This window comes from Streptomyces sp. NPDC048337 (genome assembly GCF_043201175.1).
In the GTDB taxonomy this organism is placed as follows: Bacteria; Actinomycetota; Actinomycetes; order Streptomycetales; family Streptomycetaceae; genus Streptomyces.
Window position 1 is genome coordinate 108,581 of the sequence record NZ_JBICYR010000014.1, and the last position, 16,575, is coordinate 125,155.

The 16,575-nt window shown below is 70.3% G+C and carries 17 protein-coding genes; 9 read left to right on the forward strand and 8 right to left on the reverse strand.

The window, feature by feature from the left end; genetic code table 11:
• Positions 1 to 206 precede the first annotated feature (206 nt).
• Positions 207 to 650: a hypothetical protein gene (locus ACGFYU_RS22595; protein WP_393829101.1), complete on the forward strand. Its 444-nt coding sequence runs from the start codon at positions 207 to 209 to the stop codon at positions 648 to 650.
• Positions 651 to 847: 197 nt separating this feature from the next.
• On the opposite strand, the gene ACGFYU_RS22600 is transcribed toward ACGFYU_RS22595, so the two are convergent.
• Positions 848 to 1,279, reverse strand: a complete 432-nt coding sequence (locus ACGFYU_RS22600) for a hypothetical protein (RefSeq protein WP_393829102.1) — start codon at positions 1,277 to 1,279, stop codon at positions 848 to 850.
• A 99-nt stretch (positions 1,280 to 1,378) separates the two neighbouring features.
• A complete protein-coding gene (locus ACGFYU_RS22605) occupies positions 1,379 to 2,590 on the reverse strand; it encodes a pyridoxal phosphate-dependent aminotransferase (RefSeq protein WP_393829103.1) in 1,212 nt (403 codons plus the stop codon).
• 268 nt (positions 2,591 to 2,858) lie between these two features.
• Between ACGFYU_RS22605 and ACGFYU_RS22610 the strand changes: the two genes are divergently transcribed.
• Together ACGFYU_RS22610 and ACGFYU_RS22615 are read left to right on the forward strand one after the other, a co-directional pair.
• Positions 2,859 to 3,005 carry a hypothetical protein gene (locus tag ACGFYU_RS22610; RefSeq protein WP_393829104.1) on the forward strand — a complete coding sequence of 49 codons (147 nt, stop codon included), beginning with the start codon at positions 2,859 to 2,861 and terminating at the stop codon, positions 3,003 to 3,005.
• Between the two features lie 34 nt (positions 3,006 to 3,039).
• The gene (locus ACGFYU_RS22615) at positions 3,040 to 3,252 is read left to right on the forward strand and encodes a hypothetical protein (RefSeq protein ID WP_393829105.1); all 213 of its coding nucleotides are present in this window, start codon (positions 3,040 to 3,042) and stop codon (positions 3,250 to 3,252) included.
• On the opposite strand, the gene ACGFYU_RS22620 is transcribed toward ACGFYU_RS22615, so the two are convergent.
• Together ACGFYU_RS22620 and ACGFYU_RS22625 are read right to left on the reverse strand one after the other, a co-directional pair.
• Positions 3,249 to 3,779: a dihydrofolate reductase family protein gene (locus ACGFYU_RS22620; RefSeq protein WP_393829106.1), complete on the reverse strand. Its 531-nt coding sequence runs from the start codon at positions 3,777 to 3,779 to the stop codon at positions 3,249 to 3,251. The genes ACGFYU_RS22615 and ACGFYU_RS22620 overlap by 4 nt on opposite strands.
• Before the next feature lie 27 nt (positions 3,780 to 3,806).
• Complete coding sequence (locus ACGFYU_RS22625) at positions 3,807 to 4,391, reverse strand: TetR/AcrR family transcriptional regulator (protein ID WP_393829107.1); 585 nt, start codon at positions 4,389 to 4,391, stop codon at positions 3,807 to 3,809.
• A gap of 117 nt (positions 4,392 to 4,508) precedes the next feature.
• Here ACGFYU_RS22625 and ACGFYU_RS22630 point away from each other — a divergent pair, with 117 nt between their 5' ends.
• The 6 genes from ACGFYU_RS22630 (at position 4,509) to ACGFYU_RS22655 (ending at position 13,064) form a co-directional block, all read left to right on the forward strand.
• The gene (locus ACGFYU_RS22630; RefSeq protein ID WP_393829108.1) at positions 4,509 to 4,985 is read left to right on the forward strand and encodes a macro domain-containing protein; all 477 of its coding nucleotides are present in this window, start codon (positions 4,509 to 4,511) and stop codon (positions 4,983 to 4,985) included.
• Between the two features lie 186 nt (positions 4,986 to 5,171).
• Positions 5,172 to 5,669 carry a hypothetical protein gene (locus ACGFYU_RS22635; RefSeq protein ID WP_393829109.1) on the forward strand — a complete coding sequence of 166 codons (498 nt, stop codon included), beginning with the start codon at positions 5,172 to 5,174 and terminating at the stop codon, positions 5,667 to 5,669.
• Complete coding sequence (locus ACGFYU_RS22640) at positions 5,666 to 6,313, forward strand: hypothetical protein (protein WP_393829110.1); 648 nt, start codon at positions 5,666 to 5,668, stop codon at positions 6,311 to 6,313. The genes ACGFYU_RS22635 and ACGFYU_RS22640 overlap by 4 nt, the downstream gene beginning before the upstream one ends.
• Positions 6,313 to 10,914: a putative T7SS-secreted protein gene (locus ACGFYU_RS22645; protein ID WP_393829111.1), complete on the forward strand. Its 4,602-nt coding sequence runs from the start codon at positions 6,313 to 6,315 to the stop codon at positions 10,912 to 10,914. The genes ACGFYU_RS22640 and ACGFYU_RS22645 overlap by 1 nt, the downstream gene beginning before the upstream one ends.
• A 992-nt stretch (positions 10,915 to 11,906) precedes the next feature.
• Positions 11,907 to 12,461 (forward strand): GNAT family N-acetyltransferase, encoded by a 555-nt coding sequence (locus ACGFYU_RS22650; protein WP_393829112.1) that lies wholly within the window; start codon positions 11,907 to 11,909, stop codon positions 12,459 to 12,461.
• A 186-nt stretch (positions 12,462 to 12,647) separates the two neighbouring features.
• Positions 12,648 to 13,064 carry a hypothetical protein gene (locus ACGFYU_RS22655; protein ID WP_393829113.1) on the forward strand — a complete coding sequence of 139 codons (417 nt, stop codon included), beginning with the start codon at positions 12,648 to 12,650 and terminating at the stop codon, positions 13,062 to 13,064.
• Here ACGFYU_RS22655 and ACGFYU_RS22660 read toward each other — a convergent pair.
• The 4 genes from ACGFYU_RS22660 to ACGFYU_RS22675 all read right to left on the reverse strand — a co-directional run bounded on the left by ACGFYU_RS22660 (position 13,061) and on the right by ACGFYU_RS22675 (position 16,574).
• The gene (locus ACGFYU_RS22660; RefSeq protein WP_393829114.1) at positions 13,061 to 13,531 is read right to left on the reverse strand and encodes a nitroreductase/quinone reductase family protein; all 471 of its coding nucleotides are present in this window, start codon (positions 13,529 to 13,531) and stop codon (positions 13,061 to 13,063) included. The genes ACGFYU_RS22655 and ACGFYU_RS22660 overlap by 4 nt on opposite strands.
• 173 nt (positions 13,532 to 13,704) lie before the next feature.
• Positions 13,705 to 13,890: a hypothetical protein gene (locus ACGFYU_RS22665; protein ID WP_393829115.1), complete on the reverse strand. Its 186-nt coding sequence runs from the start codon at positions 13,888 to 13,890 to the stop codon at positions 13,705 to 13,707.
• A gap of 87 nt (positions 13,891 to 13,977) precedes the next feature.
• Positions 13,978 to 14,985: a YdcF family protein gene (locus ACGFYU_RS22670; protein ID WP_393829116.1), complete on the reverse strand. Its 1,008-nt coding sequence runs from the start codon at positions 14,983 to 14,985 to the stop codon at positions 13,978 to 13,980.
• A gap of 5 nt (positions 14,986 to 14,990) precedes the next feature.
• On the reverse strand, positions 14,991 to 16,574 hold the full coding sequence (locus ACGFYU_RS22675) for an amidohydrolase family protein (RefSeq protein WP_393829117.1): 1,584 nt from the start codon (positions 16,572 to 16,574) through the stop codon (positions 14,991 to 14,993).
• Position 16,575 lies beyond the last annotated feature (1 nt).

Sequence of the window (16,575 nt, forward strand, 5' to 3'; positions counted from 1 at the left end):
GAAGAAGGCGACGAAGACAACGCCGCCGATCAGGAGGAGGCCCAGGACGATTCCTAGGTTGCGTCTCACGGGTGCAGGGTGCTCGCGGAAACCCACATTCCGTGACGAGTTGAATGAACGTCAGGTGTCCAGGCGGTCCCACTTCGAAATGCTGTGTGAGCCCGTGGGTGCTGGTGGGAGGGGCGGCACGCGAGGAGGATCGTGCCATGGGCGTGAGCACGAGCGCGTTGAAGTGGCAGGGGTGGCTGGTGGGTCTGGTGACACTGGCCGGACTCCTGGTGTTCGCCCCGCTGGGCCTGTACGTGTGGGCCAGCGGCGGCGGCCCGGTCGCCGCGGAGCGGGCGGCAGTGGAGTACGTACGGGTCACCGGCTGCCGAATCGATCCGGCGAGCCGGCGGGTGGTGGCCGGGGTGGAGGCGACGGGCCGCCCCGAGGGCCCGGGCGAGTACATCGTGACGGTGGAATTCCGCGACGCGGCCCCACCGGACCCGGGCTCCCGCACGGCGGAGTCCCTGGTGAAAGTCCCGGGCGTGGCGGCGGGGGCCACCGAATACGCGGAAGCCATCGGCCCGGTCTGGCCCCCGGCCACCACCCCCTGGTGCGGAGTCGCCTCCGCGACCTTCACCAGATCCGGCCCCGCCGGCGTTTGAGGCGCGGGTCTGGGGCGGAGCCCCGATCCTTGAGCCGCACCCGTGCACTCAGGCGGGCCACATCCAGCCCCGCCGGCGTTTGAGGCGCCGGGTCCGGGGCGGAGCCCCGATCCTTGAGCCGCACCCGCACATCCGCCAAGCCCCCCGCAGGGGCATGGCACCCGGTCCGGAGCCTCCGCGGCCCCGGACCGGGGCCGTCAGTGGGCGCCGGCCAGGTCCAGGGAGGAGTCCAGGGACCCGAGGGCGGCGGCATGCGCATCCATCCGCTCGGCGGCGAGGATCGCAACGGTGGTGTCGGCGCGCGACGCGGCGACGAGCAGCGCACGGGCGGCAAGATCATGCGCACGCCGGTGCAGGGCGACCGCACCGTCCCCGGCCGGAGCCGGGCCCTGCTGCGTCACCCGCGTCGGCTGGGCCCCGCGCAGCCGCGCGACCTGCGCGGCGATGCGGGTGGCGCCCTCGTCGAGCCCGAGCCCGAGCTCGTCGGTCACGGCGAGCAGGGCCGCGAGGTGCCCGGCGAGCTGGATGTCCAGCGCTTCGCCGCGGCTGCGGTGCGGGTAGTCGGGCTCGGTGGTCGGGCTGCCACCCATGCGGTGGACGACCGACTTGGGGCGGATCGGCTCGTACATGAGGTGGCCTCCTGCGTGGTCAGGAGACCATCCTACATTGGATCCGTTCTAAAGTTGAGTTCGATCCTGGACAGCCTTGAGCGTGTCCCTAGCGCCCGGTCACGGCTGGCCGTACCCGTCCAGGAAGTTCCCGATCCGCGTCACCGCATCGCTCAGATCCTTGGTGTTCGGCAGCGTCACGATCCGGAAGTGGTCGGGCTCGGGCCAGTTGAAGCCCGTACCGTGCACGACCATGATCTTCTCGGCCCGCAGCAGGTCGAGGACCATCTGCCGGTCGTCCTTGATCTTGTAGACCGAGGGGTCGAGCTTCGGGAAGAGGTACAGCGCCCCCTTCGGCTTCACGCAGGTGATGCCCGGGATCTGCGTCAGCAGCTCGTACGCCGTGTCGCGCTGCTCCAGCAGCCGCCCGCCCGGAAGCACGAGGTCGGTGATCGACTGGCGGCCGCCGAGCGCGGTGGCGATCGCGTGCTGCGAGGGCACGTTGGCGCACAGCCGCATGTTGGCCAGGATCGTCAGGCCCTCGATGTACGACGAGGCGTTCTTCTTCGGCCCGCAGACGGCCATCCAGCCCGCCCGGTACCCCGCCACGCGGTAGTTCTTGGACAGCCCGTTGAAGGTGAGGGTGAGCAGGTCCGGCGCGATGGCGGCGGTGTTCGTGTGCGTGGCGCCGTCGTAGAGGATCCGGTCGTAGATCTCGTCCGAACAGACGACGAGGTTGTGCCGACGGGCGATGTCGGTCAGGCCCCGCAGCATCTCGTCGTCGTAGACGGCGCCGGTCGGGTTGTTCGGGTTGATGATCACGATCGCGCGGGTGCGGTCGGTGACCTTGCGCTCGATGTCGGCGAGGTCCGGCATCCAGTCGGACTGCTCGTCGCACCGGTAGTGCACGGCGGTGCCGCCGGCGAGCGACACGGAGGCGGTCCACAGCGGGTAGTCCGGCGCCGGAACCAGCACCTCGTCGCCGTCGTCGAGCAGCGCCTGCATCGACATCTGGATCAGCTCGGAGACGCCGTTGCCGAGGTAGATGTCCTCGACGTCCAGGTCGATGCCCTTGGTCTGGTAGTGCTGCATGACCGCGCGGCGCGCGGAGAGCAGCCCCTTCGCGTCCCCGTACCCGTGGGCCGTGCCCAGGTTGCGGAGCATGTCCTCAAGGATCTCCGGCGGGCACTCGAAGCCGAAGGCCGCGGGGTTGCCGGTGTTGAGCTTGAGGATGCGATGACCTGCTGCTTCGAGCCGCATCGCCTCTTCGAGCACGGGGCCGCGGATCTCGTAGCAGACATTGGCGAGTTTCGTTGACTGGATCACCTGCATGACGGGAGCTTACGGGCCCCGGTGCGCGCCCGCCGAGGCATTTCGGCGGGTGGGGCGGGAGCGAAATGTCCCGTTTCGCGCGATGGGAGGGTGGCGGCGCGCTATGCCCTTGGAAACGGGGGCCGGGCCGCCGTTCCGGCCTGCGGAATGGGTGGGGGCGGGATCGGGGCCGTCCGGCGGTGTTGCGCTCGTCACTCCGGGGGGCTGAGTACGAGTCCTGAGTACGCGGGCTCATGCGGCCGGCGGGGGCGCCGGAGAGGCTGGGCGCATGAACCAGGGCGAGTGGAAACCGGCGCACTACCGGCGCCGCACCGAACGGGTCGGCACGGTGATCGTGGCGACGGCCGGCGGCCTCCTGGCGGCGGGGGCGGCCTTCATGGGGCTCCTGCTGCTCTCCCTGCACGGCATCTACTGAGGGGCGCGAGACGGTGCGATTCACAGTCGGTGACATGGCGATCACCACGGTCGGCACGGACGGCGACGACCGGGCGATCGAGTTCCTGGTCACGCCGCCGGGCGCGACCGACGAGGGCCGCTTCGCGATCCACCGCGAACACGGCCAGGGCTGGGAGACCGCCCGGCTCAGCATCGGCCCCGAGTCGGGCAGCGTCCCGGTGGCCGCGGTGGAGTGGGCGGTGGAGTTCGCCCGCGAGTACCTCTAGGCGGGGGTGTACGTAGCCTGAGTGAACCCCGCGCCGAGCGCCCTGGCCGACCGGAGGGTGAGCCTGACGTCCCGCCCGCCGAGCTCGCCGAAGAGCGGGATGCCGGTCCCGATGAGCACGGGCGCGGTGGTGACGGTCAGCTCGTCCAGCAGCCCCTCCCGCAGGAACGTCTGCACCATCCGCCCGCCGTCCACGTAGACGCCCTTCGCCCCGGCGGCGGTGAGCCCGGCGAGCAGCTCGTCGAGGGAGCGGTAGACGCTGATCCGCTCGTCCTCCGTGTTGAGCGTGGTGCTCAGGACGGCCACCCGCTTGCCCTCGTACGGCCAGAACCCGAAGGTCAGCACCTTCTCGTAGGTGTTGCGCCCCATGGCGAGGGTGTCGATCCCGGCCATGAACTCCTCGTAGCCGGTGTTCCCGACCTCCTCGCCGTACCCGGTCAGCCACTCGATGTCGCCGTCGGGGCGGGCGATGAACCCGTCGAGGCTGACGCCGATGGTGGTGGCGGTATGAAAGGCAAGCGCGCTCAAGATCTCTTCCTCTCAACGATGGGGATGTCAACGATGCGGGTGCAGGGCGGTATCAAGGGCGACGAGCCGACGCCCGGCGAGGGTCCCCTCCCGGTCCACGGCCCACAGCACCCCGGCCCCGGTCGTGGCGCCCTGGACCGCCCGGGCCAGCAGATCGGCATCGGTCCCGGGCCTCAACTCGCCGGCGACGACCGCTTCCTCCAGCAGAGCGCGCACGGCGGCCTCTTCGGCCTCCTGGGAGGCGAGGGCGAGCCGCCGCAGCTCGGGGTCCGCCAGATCGGCGCACAGGAACGCCAGATGATTCGCGAACTCCTCCGCGGTCGCCACCGCACTCCAGGCCCCGGCGGTCAGCGCAGCGAGCGCGGCCAGCGGCGAGGCGTGCTCGGCCCGCACCCGTACGCGCAGCTCCCCGACCTCCCGCGCACTGTGCTCGGCGAGCGCGACCAGCATCCCCCGCTTGGACCCGAACCGCTGCACCAGCGTCCCGGCCACGAGCCCCACCTCACCGGCCACGGCGGCAAGCGTCATCCGCCCCGGCCCGGTCCGCCCCATGACACGCACGGCGGCCTGAAGGATCGCGGCGTCATCGACCCCCCGAGGACGTCCGGCCACGCTCAACACCTCCGCATTAATAAATGACTGCTCATTCATTAAACCGGGAGGGGCGGATCCAGGCAAGGGCGGGGTATTGCGAGGGGGGCTGTCGGTCCCCCCGCCTACCGTTCCCCCATGAAGCCGATCAGGATCATCCCCGGTGACGCGACGAGCCCCCAGGCCAAGGGGCCCAAGGTCATCGCCCATGTCTGCAACGACCTAGGGGGGTGGGGGAAGGGCTTTGTCCTCGCCGTCTCGAAACGGTGGCCCGAGCCGGAGGCGGCCTTCCGTGCCTGGCACCGGGGGCGGAGCGGGAACGACTTCGGGCTGGGCGCCGTACAGGTGGTGCGGGTGAAGCCGGACACCTGGGTGGCCAACATGGTCGGCCAGCGCGGCATACGCACCGGCAGCGGCGGCCCGCCGATCCGGTACGACGCCGTAGCGCGCTGCCTCGCCGCGCTGGCCGATCACGCCGTCGAGCTGGGCGCGACCGTCCACATGCCCCGCATCGGCTGCGGGTTGGCCGGCGGCACCTGGTCACGCATCGAACCGCTGATCACCGACGCACTGTGCGCACGCGACGTCGAGGTGACCGTCTACGACCACGGCTGAGCCGTCGATTGCTCACGCAACGCGCGCGGCGTGCTGGTTGACGAGCAAGTTCGCCCACGGAGCTGGCCGAATGTGAGCACTGTCGAACGATGAAATTGGCACACATGGTCAAGCCGTGCAAATGTGCGTTCGATTCGATCAGGCGGGGGCGCGGCGGATCAGCGGACCAGTGGGGGGAGTTCACGGATGGGGTTCGACGAGGAGTGGGGCCGTCTGCGGGCGGAGGCGGCACAGCGCGCGGTAGCGGTTCCGCACGCCGTGTTGGCCGAGCCGGCAACTGAGCCGACGGCCGAACCGGTCGCTCACCCGTCGGCAGCCGATCCGCTGGCCGCAGCCCGGAAGGCGGTGCTGGAGCGGTTCGCGGACTTCCGCAACCGTCTGGTGCTTGTGCCCATGGACGAACGCGGCGGCCTCTGGACTGCCGAACTCGGCGGACTGGCATGGATCTGCGCGTTCTCGGGGGAGGAGGCGCTGGCCCGGTTCGCCGAGGCCCGGGGCGAGGCCGAGCGGGAGTGGCCGTACCGGCGGGTGATCGGTGCGCGGCTGCTGGACGAGGTGATTCCGGCGCTGGACTTCCCGTGCGGGGTGGCGCTGAACGCGGCGGGACCCGACGGCATGGTCCTTCCGCCGATGCGCGGCATCGTGCCGGACGCGGTCGCGATCGATGCGGAGGAAGCGGCATGAGCAGGGACGGTGCGGACCTCGACGTTTCGAAGCAGGCGCTGGCGCAGATCGCGCAGGGGATCACGGACAGCCTGGCCGAGCTGAAGGAGCTCGGGCCGGAGGCCTCGGCCGTCATGGGCCGGGGGTTCACGGAACTGGCGTTGTCGAGGACGCAGACGGGACACGACAGTCTGACGTCCACGCTGAGCACGTTCTGCGAACGCTGGGGCTGGGGCGTGCGCTCGCTGGTGCAGCAGGCGAACGAGTTCGCCTTCGACGTCGGCCTTTCCGCGGGGCTGATCCATGAACAGGACCAGTACGTCCAGGGCAGTTTCAAAGTGCTGACGAACGCCGCGCTGGGCAATCCGTACGCCTCGGAGCAGGAGGTCATCGACAAGGACTGGGGTGGGGTCCTCTCCGACAATCCCTACACGCAGGTCAGGGACGCGGAGTACAGCCGGGAGTCCTTCAGCCAGGCCTCGGAGAACATCAAGGAGGCATGGAGGGGCACGGCGCGGGACGTGAACAGCTCCGACATGCTGCTGTCGAACCAGGTCGTCGATGCCGCAGGTCTTCGGGGCGAGAGGGACGCCGCGGTGGAGCAGGTGTTCGGTCCGGCGCCCGGGGAACAGTCCGAGCCGTCCAAGTCCGGCGGTGAAGGCTGATGGCGGACTGGGGCGAGGCGCTCAGCGACGGTATCGGCAAGGTCGGGGACACGTTCCGTTCCGCCGGGAAGGTCATCGGGCAGGGAGTCGACAAGGTCACCGACGGGCTCGGGGAGGGCCTGGAGCGCGTCGGCGCGCACGACTTGGCGGACGCGGTCGAGGCGTTCGGTGACAACTACGCCGCCGCCCACGGGGTCTCGGTCGGCGAGCGGCAGCTCGGGCAGACGGAGCGGGCCGATGAGCTGATCCACGGCAAGCCCTCCGCGATAGAGGAGTCGGCCGGGCACTTCACCGACTTCAAGGCGGCCTTCGACCGCGTCGGCCAGGGCATGAAGGCCCTCGACTCGGATCAGTGGAAGGGCCAGGCCGCCGACGCCTTCCGCGAGAAGTTCGCGATGCATCCGACCGACTGGCTGCACGCCGCCGACGCCTGTGAGGCGGCCGGGAACGCGCTCCTCCGCTACGCGGAGATGGTGCGCTGGGCACAGAAGCAGGCACAGCAGGCCATCGACCTGTACAGGGCGGCGGAGAAAGCGTCGAAGGACGCCCACGCGGCCCACATCGAGAAGGCCCGCGCGTATGACGCGGAGGTGCAGGCCGGCCGGGATCCCGGCCCGAAGCCGGTGGAGGGTGCCGACCCGGGCGAGGAGGCCCGCCAGCGGGCCCACGAGATCCTGAACGAGGCCCGCAAACAGCGAAATGGCACGGCGGCGGAGGTCGAGAGCTCCCTCAGCGCCGCCATGGAACACGCGCCGGCCGCGCCATCGGCGGCGAAGCAGGCGCTGTTCACGCTGTGGGACAGCGAGGCCGGCCGGGCCATGGAGCTCACCCATGTCGCGGGCGGAGTGGTCAAGGGCACGGCCGGGTTGCTGAACTTCGGACGCGGGCTGAACCCGTTCGATCCGTACAACCTGACGCACCCGGCCGAGTACGGACAGAACGTCAGCACGACCCTCGCCGGGTTCATCTCCGCCGCTTCCCACCCCGAGCGCATCCCCGGCCCGGTGATCGACAAGTTCAACGAGGACCGAGGCGAGTTCGTAGGCCGTCTCATCCCCGAACTCCTCGGCACGAAGGGCTTCGGCCCCGCCCGGACGGCCGTGCGCCTCGGGGAGGACGCCGCGGAGGCCGCCGGCCGCAAGAGCACGGCCCGCGGCGCGGCCGAGACCGAGCCCCACGACAGGTCCCGCGCCTGCTCCGAGCGGACGTGCAGGGAGGACCCCGTGGACATGGCGACGGGCCGCATGGTCCTGCCGCAGACCGACCTGGTCCTCCCGGGCTCACTGCCACTCGTCTTCAACCGTACTTTCGAGTCCTCCTACCGTACGGGCCGATGGTTCGGCCCGACCTGGGCGTCCACGGTCGACCAGCGGCTGGAGATCGACGAGGAAGGCATCGTCCTCGTCCGCGAGGACGGCAGCCTGCTCGCGTACCCGCACCCGAACCCGAACCCCGCCGAGCCCGGGCCCCCCGTACTCCCCGACCACGGCCAGCGCTGGCCGCTGACCCTCGACGCGGACGGCGGGTACACGGTCACGGACCCCGAGACCGGTCACGTCCGCCACTTCACGGACGAGGGCCTGCTCAGCCAGCTCGACGACCGCAACGGCGCCTGGATCGCCTTCACGTACGACGAGGCCGGCACCCCCACCGCCCTGTCCCACAGCGGCGGCTACGAGCTCACCCTCACCTCCTCCGAAGGCCGGATAACCGGTCTCGCCCTGGCCGACGGCACCCAGATCCTGAGCTACGCCTACACGGACGGCCACCTCACCCACGTCACCAACTCCTCCGGCCGCCCGCTCCGCTTCGGCTACGACGACCTCGGCCGGATCACCTCGTGGACCGACACCAACGACCGCCACTTCGACTACGTCTACGACGAGCGACACCGCTGTATCGCCCAGTCCGGCACCAACGGCCACCTGAACGTCCGCTTCACCTACGAGGACGGCGTCACCACCCTCACCGATTCCCTCGGCCACGTCACCCGCTACCTCGTCAACGACCGCGCCCAGATCACCGCGGAGATCGACCCGACGGGAGCCGTCACCCAGTTCACCCAGGACGCGTACAACCGCCTGCTGACCCGCACGGACCCGCTCGGCCACACGACCCGCTTCGACTACGACGAGCAGGGGCGCCTCACGACGGTGGTCCGCCCGGACGGCCGCGCCGTCCGGGCGGAGTACGACGACCTGGGCCTGCCGCTGCGGGTGATCCAGCCGGACGGCCGGGTCACCCGGCTGACGTACGACGCCCGAGGCAACCGCACCTCGGTAACCGGACCCGCCGGTGCCACGAACCACTTCACCTACGACGCCCACGGCCACCTGGCCTCTGTGACGGACGCCCTGGGGGCGGTCGCCAGCGTCCGCTGCGATCCGGCCGGACTCCTCTTGGAAGCCACCGATCCCATGGGCGCGACGACCACCTACACCCGAGACGCCTTCGGCCGCCCAGCCACCGTCACCGACCCCTTCGGCCACACCACCCACCTCACCTGGAGCATCGAAGGACGCTTGCTCCGCCGGGAAGGGGCAGACGGAAGCACCGAATCCTGGACCTACGACGGCGAGGGCAACTGCACCCTCCACACCGACGCCCTCGGCGCGACCACGGTCTCCGAATACGGCGACTTCGACCTCCTCACGGCCCGCACAGGCCCCGACGGCGTCCGCTACTCCTTCACCCACGACACCGAGCTGCGTCTCACCGGCGTCACCAACCCCCAGGGCCTGACCTGGACCTACGCCTACGACCCGGCAGGTCGCCTGGCCGAGGAGACAGACTTCGACGCCCGCACCCTCACGTACGCCTACGACCCGGCGGGCCGCCTGCTCGCCCGTGCGAACGCACTCGGCGCCACGACGACGTACGAGCACAACACCCTCTCCCAGCTCCTCCGCAAGGAGACGGCGGACGGCATCACCTCCTACGAGTACGACGCCTTCGGCGAGCTCGCGCGGGCCGTCTCCCCGGACGGCACCGTCCTGACACGGGAGCGCGACCCGCACGGACACCTCGTCTCGGAAACCACCGACGGCCGAACGGTCTCGTACACCTATGACCTCCTGGGCCGACGCACCGGACGCACCACCCCCACCGGGGCACGATCCACCTGGACGTATGACGCGGCAGGCCACCGCACCGCGCTCACCACCTCGGGCCGCACGATCGCCTTCGAGCGCGATGCGGCGGGCCGCGAGCTCACCCGCACGATCGGCCCCGACCTGGCCCTCCTCCACGAGTACGACCCACTGGGCCGCGTCACCGCCCAGCACGTGCTCGGCCAAGACGGCCGCACCCTCCAGCGCCGCGGCTACAGCTACCGCGCGGACGGCTCCCTCACGGCGATCGACGACGCACTCTCAGGCGTCCGCACCTTCACCCTGGACGCGGCAGCCCGCGTCACGGCGGTCGACGCCGCCAACTGGTCGGAACGCTATGCCTACGACGAGGCCGGCAACCAGACCTCGGCCTCCTGGCCGGAGCGCCACCCGGGCTCGGAAGCCCAGGGCGAGCGGTCCTACTCCGGTACCCGCATCACCCGAGCCGGCACCGTCCGCTACGAGCACGACGCGCTGGGCCGCACCGTCCTGCGCCAACGGACCCGCCTCTCCCGCAAGCCGGAGACCTGGCATTACACGTGGGACGCCGAAGACCGCATGACGGGGGTCACCACCCCCGACGGCACGGTCTGGCGCTACCGCTACGACGCCCTCTCCCGCCGCACCGCCAAGCAGCGCCTCACCCCGACGGGCGAGGTGGCGGAGGAGACCCTCTTCACCTGGGACGAAACCACCCTCTGCGAGGAGACCACCGGCCCGGTCACCCTCACCTGGACCCACGACGGCCTGCACCCGCTCACCCAGGCCGAACGGGTCCTCGGCACCACCGACGAGCGCTTCTTCGCCATCGTCACGGACCTCATCGGCACCCCGAAGGAGCTGATCGACGAGTCGGGCGAGATCGCCTGGCGCACCCGCTCCACCCTCTGGGGCTCGACCACCTGGACCCGCGACGCCACGGCCTACACCCCGCTCCGCTTCCCGGGCCAGTACTTCGACCCGGAGTCGGGCCTCCACCACAACTTCTTCCGCACCTACGACCCCGAAACGGCCCGCTACCTCTCCCCAGACCCCCTGGGCCTGGCCCCGGCCCCGAACCCGGCCACCTACGTCCACAACCCGTTCACCTGGTTTGACCCCCTAGGGCTTTCTGCCTGTCCTCCCAACGCCCACCTTGGGGATCTACCCGTCCACACAGAGCTGGACCGCTTCTACGTCCGGGCCGGCGAACTAGTCGAAAACCGGATTGCGAGCCACCCATTGACGGACGTGCAGATGCATGGCGGCGACGTTGTGGGACACGGCGGTGTCAGGAATCTGACCAACGATGAGCTGGTGAGATTTGGAGGGCCTCAGGGAAATGACCCGATCAGCGGGTTCAGGGACTGGGCTGCTTCGGATTCGATCCAATATCCTGGGTCGCAGATCCACATCACGGGAGGGCATCACAGGACTGCAGAAATAGTGCGCCGCATCTCAACAGGAGAATTCGACCCAGGCGTCCTCATTGAGTTCGCGATCAGGAAATGATGTCTACCTATTGTATTGAGCTGCCAGGGCAGGGTTGCGTATTGAGCTGCACGCTGGTGGACGGAAGTGTATGGGTGACGCTCAAGAGCGGGGACAGGGGGGTTGGCCTCGGGTCGTGGAGTCGCCCGATTTCCGTCGATTCGGCTAGTGATTTCAAGGAATTCACAGAGCGGCTAGCGGTAGCGATTGAGGAAGGAGGGGGAATGATTGACGGACCGTTTGGGCCTGCGTTGAAAGAGCATTACTTCTTCGATGGTTGGACATCTTGGGGTCCCGGAACTCCGGGTCCCCCGGGTGGCGGAGTGCGGGGTGAAGCGCCTATGGTGGTAAATGCCACCTTGGGGGAGTTGCTGGCCGATAAGGACTTTTGGGCCTGATGGACTCTCGGAACTCGTGAACGGAATTGCTGAAACGTGACCTATTCGCTCGAATTCGTCTATGTGGGACCGCCGGAGCTGATGCGGCTTGTCCGGGCTGATGGGAAGGGCCGCCTCATTCGGTCTCAGGCGGATCTCACGCCGAACGATCTGGGTGAATATCACACGTTCGTCATTGACAGGAGCGGAGCTCTTCGGCTGGCGCCCCGCCGCAGCGAGCACGTGGTTTGTGCTGGGGGAGAGCCTGTCTTGAGTGCCGGGGAAATCCAGTTTGCGAGAGACGCTGAGGGGTGGACTGTCAGTGAAGTCAGCAACCAGTCCACGGGCTACTGCCCTGACGTAACGTCCTGGCCGGTTGTTGCGCGAGCTCTGGATGGTGCCGGAGTTCGCCACCCAGGGCGATTTACCCAAGAGATCATTTTCCGGACGTGCAAGAAATGTGAGGGCCTTAATATTGTGCGAGATGGTTGGTTTGTTTGTGTCTTCTGTGAAGGAGATCTCAGTTCGAGATGAAGCGTCGCCGGATATGTAGCCGGTAGCGCGCAGATCGCCCATCTGCCCAGTGGCTGCGTGACGGTGCCTCGGTAAGTTGTGGGGGCGTGGGAGGATCCGGGCATGGAGTATCGGTATGCCGGTGAGGGTGATGTGGGGCAGATGGCCGCGTTGTTTGCGGCCAATCGGCGGGATGCGCTGACTGAGCGGCAGCGGGCTGAGTACGGGTTTGTGCAGGGGGATTTCGGGGCCGGTGCGTTGACCGGGATGGTCCGGGAGCGGGCGCTGCTCGTCGCGGATGACTCGGGGCGGGTCGCCGGGTTGTTGGGGCTTTGTGAGCCCGGGGCGTTGGGGGAGGCGTCGCCGGCGGTGGTGGGGTTGCTGGAGGCGCAGGGGCAGCTGGAGTGGGGCGGGCGGGCGCTGGGGGAGGTGCCTTGGCTGCTTTATGGGCCCGTGGTGGTGGATGTCGCCTATCGGGGGCGCGGGGTGGCCCGGGGGTTGTTCCGTATGGCCGTCGCGGAGGCCGTCGGGCGGGCCGAGGTCATCGTGGCGTTCATCGAGGACGGGAACCTGCCCTCGTGGAAGGTGCATGTCGAGGGGTTCGGGATGACGCCGCTGGGGCGGTATGTGGTGGGTGGGCGCGGATATCGGGCCGTCGGCGCCCCGGTGGGCGGGTAGGCGCGGGTGACGGGCCTTGAGGTATGGCCGGTGCCGGCGGTCGGTGCTCGCGGTCGGTGCTGTGTGATGTGAGGGGCGGTGCGTAGGGCCGAAGCGTTATGGCGCCGCCGGTTCCCTGCCTGCCGCCCCCGGTGGACACTTGCGCCACCTGATGGAGGATCAGGGGGATCGAGGGGGGCGGCCGGCGTGGATCGGGTGTTCCTGCGCGTGGTGTTGGTCGGCGGTGCCGTGCTCAGCGTCATGCTCGTGCCCGTGTGGGTGGGGGCCGGGCTGCATGCCCCCTACCTGCTTCCGTTCGCCGCGCTCTACGTGAGTGCCGCCTGCGTGGCGCCCGCCTTCGCGCTCGCGCGGACGCGGCGGTGGCAGCGGCTGCCGGTTCCGGAGTGGGTCCGGTACGCGGGTGCCGGGCTGGTGTGCTCCCTCGGGCTGTGTCTGCTCGTCACCGGGGTGATCGTGGGGGCGCCGCACAACGGGTGGTCCGTGCTGACCTGGCACGACTTCCGGAACAGGGTGCTGTGGATGGTGGGCATGCTCGTCCCCGCCGTGGTCCTGACCCACCTGGTGATCCGGTTCCTCGACCGCCGTCGAGCTCGTATCCGCTAGCGCTCCACCAGGACCAGCGGGAGCTCGCGGTGGGGGGCGGCCGCCGCCTGGTAGTCGTCGTAGGCGGGCCAGAGGGCCGTCATGGCCTCCCAGTACGTCTCCCGTTCGACGGGGGTGGCCGTGCGGGCCGTCGCCCTGAAGGACGCGGCGCCGAGCTGGACGCGGACCTCGGAGTGGGCGACGAGGTTGAGGTACCAGGCGGGGTGGTGCGGAGCGCCGTAGGCCGCCGCGACGAGGATCAGGCGGCCGGCGTCGGCGTCCTCGCCGTAGATGAGGGGGGTACGGACGGTGCGGCCCGTCTCGCGGTCGACCGTCGTGAGGAGGAGGGTCGGGACTCCGTGCCAGAGGTGGCCGTCGGCGCCCGCCGTGGCCACGTACGAGCGGACGTGGTCGAGTCTCGGGCCGGGCAGCGGGTCCGTGGGGTGGTCCCAGTCCCAGTCCACATCGACTGCGTGCTGCATGTGCATTTACCTGTCCTTAGGGATTTCGCCCCCCGGCGGACAACGAGCATTCATCGATTCTGGATGCGGGAGGCCGGTCGCGCACGTCCGTGCGTACGGCAAAAGGCCCCGGCCCTGGCATGTACCAGGGGCCGGGGCCTTGGGGCGTCGGCGGCATCCTTGCGGAGCGTTACGCAGCCTTACGGCAGGTAGCGCTCGATGACCTGCGGGCCCTCCTTCGCGATCAGCTTGCGCGCCTTCTCGACCTGCTCCGGAGTCGGGTCGTGTCCGGTCGCCATCACGAGGTCCTCAGGGTCGTACGGTCGGTCCCCGCCCGTGTGGAGCCGGTCCGACCGGGTCGGCTGCTCGGCCGATTCACTGTCCATCGTGTACCTCCTCCGGGTGCTCCGGCTTCCCCCTGGCCCCATCCTCCGGCGGCTGCCCCATGAACGCACGTCGGGCCCGGCTCCGTTTCAGGACGTCGCCGCCCCCAGCGCCACCGCCGCGGCCAGCAGCCCGCATATCGAGAGGTTGACGGCCTTGTGCTCCCAGAAGACGGCGACGAACTCGCGGATCGTGGCGCTCGGCCAGAAGTAGCGCGCCGTGGGCGAGCCCAGGACCTGCCCGTTGACCCCGGCCTTGCGCGCCATCATCGCCGCCCGGAAGGCGTGGAAGTTGTTGGTGACCACCACGCACCGGTAGCCGGGATCGGCGGCCGTCATGATCTCCCGGCTGAACAGCATGTTCTCCTCGGTCGTACGGGACCGGTCCTCCAGTGCGACGTGCTCCGCCGGCACGCCCCGCTCGATCAGCCAGTCCGCCATCGCCCGCGCCTCCGCGACCTTCTCGTCGCCGCCCTTCCCGCCCGAGGTGAGCAGCACCGGCGGCCGCGAGCCGCGGGCCAGCTGGGCCTCGTAGATCTCCTGGCCCTTGCGCAGCCGCGAGGCCAGCAGCGGCGGCACCCGGTCCCCGCCGATCAGGCCGGAGCCCAGCATCACCACGTGGTCGACGTCGCCGCGCACCTTGATCCGCCCGTACAGGAAGGCGTAGCCGAGGAAGCACATGAAGACGAAGGAGACGTACGCGACGATCAGCGTCAGGGCCGCCACGGCGGCGTCGACCAGCGGGGAGCCGAGCCGGCCGACCGTGGCCAGCAGCGCGATCATCCCGAAGATCCCGAGCCCGGCCAGCATCGACAGCAGGTTCGCCGGCCGGCGGCCCTCCTTGCGGACCATGGTCACGCCGTTGGCGATGAGGAAGACGCCGAGCGCCAGGATGCCGAGGGCGGGCACGAGGAAGACGATCGCGAGGACGATCGTGCCGGCCCAGCCGGGCAGCTTGGTCACCTGGAGGAGCAGGGCGAACGAGAGGGTGATGAAGGTCAGGCCGAAGAGGACGGCGTTGCGGAAGCGGCGGCGGTCCTTTCGGGCGCTGAGGCACAAGGCGAGGAAAAACAGGGCAGCAAGGGCGAAGGCGACCATGCTGATCATCGTAGATGTCGGACAGGCGCACGAAGAGGGGTTCGCCTCACCGATCGGCCGGCCAGGACGTCCGTGCGCCGGCCGTCCCGCATGACGAAGCGCCCGTCGATCAGGACGTGCGGAATGCCGGTAGGCAGGGCGCGCGGGTTCTCGTACGTGGACCCGGCCGCGACCGTGGCCGGATCGAAGAGGACCAGGTCGGCGCGGTGGCCCACGCGGACCAGGCCCCGGTCGGGCAGGCGCAGGCGCGCCGCCGGGCGGCCGGACAGGTGCGCCACGCACTCCTCCAGGGAGAGCACGCCCAGCTCGCGCACGTAGTGGCCGAGGTAGTGCGGGAAGGTTCCGTAGGCGCGCGGGTGCGGCTTCGCGCCCCGCAGGATGCCGTCGGAGCCGCCGGTGTGCGCGGGGTGGCGCATGATCGCGCGGACGTTCTCCTCGTGGCCGACGTGCTGGAGGATCGTCGGCGCGAGCCGGTCGCCGAGCAGGAGCCGCCGGGCGGTGTCCCAGCCGTCCAGGCGCGTGCCGACGTACGCGGAGAAGGCCGGGTCCGCGGTCCCCGAGACCTCGATCGTCGGCCAGTCGACGGGGACCCCGTGGCAGCCGTCGGCCCCGGTGACCTCCAGCGCGTACCGGATCCGCTCGGCGGTGGCGTCGTCGCGCAGCCGGGCCAGGACCGCCTCCGGCCCGCCCTCGTTCGCCCAGCTGGGCAGCAGGGCGACGAGCGTGGTGCAGCCGGGGGTGTACGGGTAGCTGTCGAGGGTGATGTCGCAGCCCTCCGCGAGCGCCGCGTCCAGCAGGGCCAGCAGCTCCGGGGCGCGGCCCTCGTTCTCGGCGAAGTTCATGGTGGCGTGCGCGAGGTGCAGCGCGCAGCCGGCCTCCCGGGCGAGCCCGATCATCTCGGCGTAGGCGGCCAGCGCGCCGCGCCCGTACGAGCGGTGGTGCGGGCAGTAGTAGCCGCCGTACGAGGCCACCACCCGGCACAGCTCGGCCAGTTCGGCGCCGGAGGCGTACATGCCGGGGGTGTAGGTGAGGCCGGAGGACAGGCCGACGGCCCCCTGCGCGAGGCCGTCGGCGACGAGCTGCCGCATCCGGCCGAGCTCGGCGGGGGTCGCCGGACGGTCGTCCCAGCCGAGGGCGTACGCGCGGACCGTGCCCTGGGGGACGAGGTAGGCGGCGTTCACCGCGATGCCGCGATCCAGCCGGTCGAGGTACTCGCCGACCGTGCGCCAGTCGAAGTCGACGTCGTCCCCGGAGCCGTTCCATCCGGCGATGGCGGCGCGCACCTCGCCGAGGGTGCGATCGTCGGCGGGCGCGTACGACAGGCCGTCCTGGCCGAGGACTTCGAGGGTCACGCCCTGCGCGGCCTTCGCGCTGTGGTCCGGGTCGCGGAGCAGCGCGAGGTCGCTGTGGGCGTGCATGTCGACGAAGCCGGGGGCCAGGGCCAGGCCGTGCCCGTCGAGCGTCCGGCGCCCGCCGCCCGGCAGGCGGCCGATCTCGACGATCCGGCCCTCGTGCACGCCGACGTCCGCGGTGTACGAGGGCCCGCCCGTGCCGTCGACGACGCGGGCCCCGCGGATGACCAGGTCCACG

Excerpts from the sequence above, each read along its gene's own strand:
- ACGFYU_RS22595 (WP_393829101.1), top strand. The coding sequence starts at position 207 with ATGGGCGTGAGCACGAGCGCGTTGAAGTGGCAGGGGTGGCTGGTGGGT.
- ACGFYU_RS22600 (WP_393829102.1), bottom strand. The coding sequence starts at position 1,279 with ATGTACGAGCCGATCCGCCCCAAGTCGGTCGTCCACCGCATGGGTGGC.
- ACGFYU_RS22605 (WP_393829103.1), bottom strand. The coding sequence starts at position 2,590 with ATGCAGGTGATCCAGTCAACGAAACTCGCCAATGTCTGCTACGAGATC.
- ACGFYU_RS22610 (WP_393829104.1), top strand. The coding sequence starts at position 2,859 with ATGAACCAGGGCGAGTGGAAACCGGCGCACTACCGGCGCCGCACCGAA.
- ACGFYU_RS22615 (WP_393829105.1), top strand. The coding sequence starts at position 3,040 with ATGGCGATCACCACGGTCGGCACGGACGGCGACGACCGGGCGATCGAG.
- ACGFYU_RS22630 (WP_393829108.1), top strand. The coding sequence starts at position 4,509 with ATGAAGCCGATCAGGATCATCCCCGGTGACGCGACGAGCCCCCAGGCC.
- ACGFYU_RS22635 (WP_393829109.1), top strand. The coding sequence starts at position 5,172 with ATGGGGTTCGACGAGGAGTGGGGCCGTCTGCGGGCGGAGGCGGCACAG.
- ACGFYU_RS22640 (WP_393829110.1), top strand. The coding sequence starts at position 5,666 with ATGAGCAGGGACGGTGCGGACCTCGACGTTTCGAAGCAGGCGCTGGCG.
- ACGFYU_RS22645 (WP_393829111.1), top strand. The coding sequence starts at position 6,313 with ATGGCGGACTGGGGCGAGGCGCTCAGCGACGGTATCGGCAAGGTCGGG.
- ACGFYU_RS22650 (WP_393829112.1), top strand. The coding sequence starts at position 11,907 with ATGGAGTATCGGTATGCCGGTGAGGGTGATGTGGGGCAGATGGCCGCG.
- ACGFYU_RS22660 (WP_393829114.1), bottom strand. The coding sequence starts at position 13,531 with ATGCACATGCAGCACGCAGTCGATGTGGACTGGGACTGGGACCACCCC.
- ACGFYU_RS22665 (WP_393829115.1), bottom strand. The coding sequence starts at position 13,890 with ATGGACAGTGAATCGGCCGAGCAGCCGACCCGGTCGGACCGGCTCCAC.
- ACGFYU_RS22670 (WP_393829116.1), bottom strand. The coding sequence starts at position 14,985 with ATGGTCGCCTTCGCCCTTGCTGCCCTGTTTTTCCTCGCCTTGTGCCTC.